This window comes from Acidovorax sp. LjRoot204 (assembly GCF_056175785.1).
The window spans coordinates 1-3,787 of the sequence record NZ_JBGFFF010000263.1; the positions used below are offsets into that span (position 1 = coordinate 1).

Annotated in this window: 6 protein-coding genes; 4 read left to right on the top strand and 2 right to left on the bottom strand. The window is 56.6% G+C overall.

All coding sequences use genetic code 11. The features are described 5' to 3' along the window. The first annotated feature begins 241 nt into the window (after positions 1-241). Positions 242-550, top strand: a complete 309-nt coding sequence (gene fliE, locus AC04MI_RS24035; RefSeq protein WP_015012981.1) for a flagellar hook-basal body complex protein FliE — start codon at positions 242-244, stop codon at positions 548-550. A 132-nt stretch (positions 551-682) separates the two neighbouring features. Here the strand turns inward: fliE and AC04MI_RS24040 are convergent, their stop codons facing one another. Then, positions 683-1,210: a DUF4148 domain-containing protein gene (locus AC04MI_RS24040; RefSeq protein WP_069103139.1), complete on the bottom strand. Its 528-nt coding sequence runs from the start codon at positions 1,208-1,210 to the stop codon at positions 683-685. A 90-nt stretch (positions 1,211-1,300) separates the two neighbouring features. Next, positions 1,301-1,672 carry a hypothetical protein gene (locus AC04MI_RS24045; protein WP_082836304.1) on the bottom strand — a complete coding sequence of 124 codons (372 nt, stop codon included), beginning with the start codon at positions 1,670-1,672 and terminating at the stop codon, positions 1,301-1,303. 371 nt (positions 1,673-2,043) lie between these two features. On the opposite strand from AC04MI_RS24045, the gene AC04MI_RS24050 reads away from it, so the two are divergent. The 3 genes from AC04MI_RS24050 to AC04MI_RS24060 all read left to right on the top strand — a co-directional run bounded on the left by AC04MI_RS24050 (position 2,044) and on the right by AC04MI_RS24060 (position 3,437). Then, complete coding sequence (locus AC04MI_RS24050) at positions 2,044-2,316, top strand: hypothetical protein (RefSeq protein ID WP_143227263.1); 273 nt, start codon at positions 2,044-2,046, stop codon at positions 2,314-2,316. Between the two features lie 342 nt (positions 2,317-2,658). Beyond that, complete coding sequence (locus AC04MI_RS24055; protein ID WP_055401394.1) at positions 2,659-3,000, top strand: four-helix bundle copper-binding protein; 342 nt, start codon at positions 2,659-2,661, stop codon at positions 2,998-3,000. Between the two features lie 20 nt (positions 3,001-3,020). Beyond that, positions 3,021-3,437: a DUF305 domain-containing protein gene (locus tag AC04MI_RS24060; protein ID WP_063459418.1), complete on the top strand. Its 417-nt coding sequence runs from the start codon at positions 3,021-3,023 to the stop codon at positions 3,435-3,437. The last annotated feature ends 350 nt before the right edge of the window (positions 3,438-3,787 follow it).

Consider the following 3,787-nt stretch of genomic DNA (forward strand, 5'->3'; position numbering starts at 1 on the left):
GACCCGGTTTTTTTGCATGGTGCGGTTCGCCTGGGTTTCGCTCCTTGAGCCTCGGGTTCGATTCTCGGCGATGTCGGCAAGATGAATTTCCTGTTATCCCGAACGGAGGGACTAGCGGCTGAAACCCTGCGCCCAAAAACGATCCGGGTCTGGCGCCAGTAACTACTATGGACCATCACCTTGGTAGAGATCTCTAAGGCGGCACTTCGCAAATTCTTCGTCCAACCATGAGGTCCTCGACATGAACGTCACTACCAAGCCATTGGATGGTCTGTCGCCAGTCGGTTTGTTGGGAAACTCTGTGTCCACAGCACCGAGCATCCAAGGGGGCGGTTTTCTAGACGCCATGAAGCAGGCGCTGACAATCACAAGCCAATTGCAAGGTGAATCGGGTCGGCTGAGTCGAGAGGTCACACTTGGCAACCCCACGGTCAGCTTGGAAGGGACCATGCTCGCTGGAGTCAAGTCGAATATTGCGTTCCAGGCGACCTTGCAAAGCCGCAATCGAATTGTCCAGGCCTACACCGATGTGATGAACATGCAGGTCTGATCCTGAGCGAGTTGTAAGACAACGGTCGTGCGCACCTGCTGTCGGGGCCGTGGGCATGCTTTGCATTCAAGCTGGAGGCGGCCCTTTTTTGGCAAGGCTCCTCCAGCTCAGCCGCTGACCCCCTGGGAAAACTCACTGAAACCGTGGCGCCTTGGAGGATTCGTCCGAGGTGGTGGCCATGGCCGCATGCTGCGCTGCGTGATAGCGGTCCGGATAGATTTCGTTGAGCTTGCGGCCGTCTTCGCCCACAGCGACGACTTCGCCTTCGCGGATGGCGCGTGCCAGCTCGCTCTTTACCTGGTCACGTGTCTTCAGCGATTTGCCTGTCACGATGGGATAGCGGCCTGACATCAGTTCATTGCGTTTGACGCCGAATTCACCGGCCACCATGATGTCGCCTGTACGGATAGCCTGCTCCAGCTCGTCCCGCACTTGCTCTCGGGATTTGCCGACCTGAGTCGAAGTAGCCACGGGATAGGCGCCAGGATTGATCTGCTTGAGCGTAAGACCCGATTCGCCAAAGGCGAGCATGTCGCCGCTCTGCTGAGCCTGCGCCAATTCAGCACGGACTTGCTCGCGCGTCTTACTGACCACTTGGTCCGAAGCAAATGCAGGGGCTGCGATAAGAGAGAGGACGATGAGGGTGGACTTGAGTTTCATGATGGGATTTCCTTCTTGATAAATGGAGATGGTTTGAGTGCAGCCGCAGGCCGGTCTTGGAGATTCGCGGGAGTGGGGATGGTTCGGGGTTCAGGGCAGTTGGCTGGCGTTGACCCAACCTGCCTCGCCTCCGAGATCGCGCATGCCATCGCTGGTCACGGGATTGCGCTTGGCGGCCTGCAACTCATCCAAGACTTGCTGGCGGGTCTTTGTCAGCTTGGGGCCAGGGACGAGCGGATAAGTAGCCGGGTAACCACGGCTGATCCAGTACAGAGAACCGTCCTTTTGCGCGGCCAGTACGGTGCTTTCGACAGCTTGACGGCTGACTGCGTTGCCCAGGTGGTCGGGGGCCAGACTCACGCCTTCTTCCTGACTTGGGCTTGCGTGGTAGACCGAAGTAGCGAAGGACGCTGTAGCGAATGCAGCGAGACTGGCGACGAGGATGGCAGTACGAATTTTCATGATGGTCTCCTGTGGCGCCGGATGCCCGATATGGTCCATCCAGGTGGCGTTTTTCTGCGCCACGGAGAGAAGTCTAGAACCCGCACCCCTACGAAGCGGTGACCTCCCGATTACGCTTTTGACAGGTTTGGGGCGAGGTGAAAAGTGCAGAGGGATTTGGTTCGAGATACGGTCTATGTCTCCTCACCGGGATGAAGCACCCGATGAACATTGCATGTTCCGTATATTTCGAAAACGTCATCCGCACTACAGCTTCTCGTTCGTCCCCGTAGCCCAAAATCCTCTTCCACACGCCGCCCATTGATGTCTTGTATCCGCGTGTAGCCGTCGGCCCAGCTGACGTTTTAATGACTGATGAGGAAAGTAAGACCATGTACAAAAAGATGATTGTGTCTATGTTGGTCGCAGCAGCGTCGCTGGCGTCTGCGACCACGTTTGCCGCACCTGCCGACAACGAGGTGCGCGTTGAAGCGTCGGCCACCAGAGTTGCGACGGAGGATGGAAAAACGCGCTACTGGAGCCATCCAAGATTGGGCATGATCAAAGTCGATGCCGCAGGCCGCATGCTCGCTGCGCGATCAAACACTGGGGAAGCCGAACCATCTGGCGTTCTTTCTGGCATCCGATCGTCGCGTGTGCGCTGACGCCTTGTGGCGTAAGAGGTACCACAGCTGGGCCCGTAGTGCACTGCATGGTGGTTACGTCAGCTTTGAAGGGCTGTGATTGGACGGCAGCCGTGCGAATAGGCGTAACAAACAGCCTTGGCGAAGACTACTTGGTCGAATATGACATCTAGATTACGACCCTGAAACCTCTTMGTCATCTTGCACCGAAATTGCGGCAAATTGCTCGAAGGCTGAGTCAATCGTCGGCGCGAGCCTACAGAACCGAATGCTTCTCGCGGCGGAAGATGGATGCTCCTTGCAGCCCGCTGCGTAGGATCAAGTTCAACTTTTTGAGCCATCCAAACCTATCAGGAGATCCAGATGAATCACACCCCGAACCCCTACATGTCTTGCATCAATGCTTGCCGGTCGTGCGCGACGGCTTGCCATCAGTGTTTCGCAGAGTGCCTCAAGGAGGAGGACGTCAAGATGATGGCCCGCTGCATTGCGCTGGACGCGGACTGTGCGGCCGCTTGCAGCTTAGCTGCCGATGTGATGGCGCGCCGAAGCGAATACGCCGAGGCGATTTGTGCGCTGTGCGCGCAGATCTGCAAGGCCTGCGGCGATGAGTGCGCTAGGCACGAAGCCGAGCATTGCAAGGCATGTGCCGCCGCTTGCCACAAATGCGCTCAAGAATGTGCCGCCATGGCCCACGCAGATTGACGCTGTTCAAGGAGCCCACCATGAGATTTCTGCACCCACCCTCGAAAACCGTCTCGGCAACCGCCTTTCTTGCATGCGCGTTGGTGGTTCCCTTGTCGTTGCACGCCCAGTCTGCCCCACACGCTGGCATGAAAGGCGCTGCCATGGATCAGACGATGCCTGCAGGCAAGATGGACATGAAGTCCATGATGAAAGAGAACAACGACAAGATGGCGTCCGTGAAGACGTCAGGCAATCCCGATGTGGATTTCGCGCAAATGATGCGCATCCACCATCAAGGTGCCATCGACATGGCGCAGAGCCAATTGCGCGATGGAAAAGATCCCCAACTACTCAGCATGGCCCAGGACATTATTTCCGCGCAAAAAAAGGAAATCGCTGTGCTGGATGCGTTTCTCGTTCGCAATGGCAAGCAACCCACAGCACCCACGAAATAGTTCTCTGTACTCAGCGATCGCTGCCCTGACCCTTGGACCGCTGTCGGGGAATCAGGGCAGCGTTACTCAGACGCCGTTTGCAGTGCGCATGGGGGCTGAGCAGGCACATGATCCACGTCAAGAGGACTTGTCATCAGTTTGACATTGCCACCGTGTTAAGCCTTATTGTTTCCATACGGCTCGTCACTGCCTCGACGACCTCATATGGAGAAAACCATGAACCACGATCACAGTACAGGACAATCGGATAAGGCCAGCGCTTCAATGGGTAGAAAGAGACTGATTGGCGCAGTCGTCATGCTCGCTTTCATTGGCATGTTTTTTCTTCTCAAAGAGCACTGGTCGCATGT

Coding starts and splice junctions, on each gene's coding strand:
- AC04MI_RS24060 (WP_063459418.1), top strand. CDS start 3,021: ATGAGATTTCTGCACCCACCCTCGAAAACCGTCTCGGCAACCGCCTTT.
- AC04MI_RS24045 (WP_082836304.1), bottom strand. CDS start 1,672: ATGAAAATTCGTACTGCCATCCTCGTCGCCAGTCTCGCTGCATTCGCT.
- fliE (WP_015012981.1), top strand. CDS start 242: ATGAACGTCACTACCAAGCCATTGGATGGTCTGTCGCCAGTCGGTTTG.
- AC04MI_RS24040 (WP_069103139.1), bottom strand. CDS start 1,210: ATGAAACTCAAGTCCACCCTCATCGTCCTCTCTCTTATCGCAGCCCCT.
- AC04MI_RS24050 (WP_143227263.1), top strand. CDS start 2,044: ATGTACAAAAAGATGATTGTGTCTATGTTGGTCGCAGCAGCGTCGCTG.
- AC04MI_RS24055 (WP_055401394.1), top strand. CDS start 2,659: ATGAATCACACCCCGAACCCCTACATGTCTTGCATCAATGCTTGCCGG.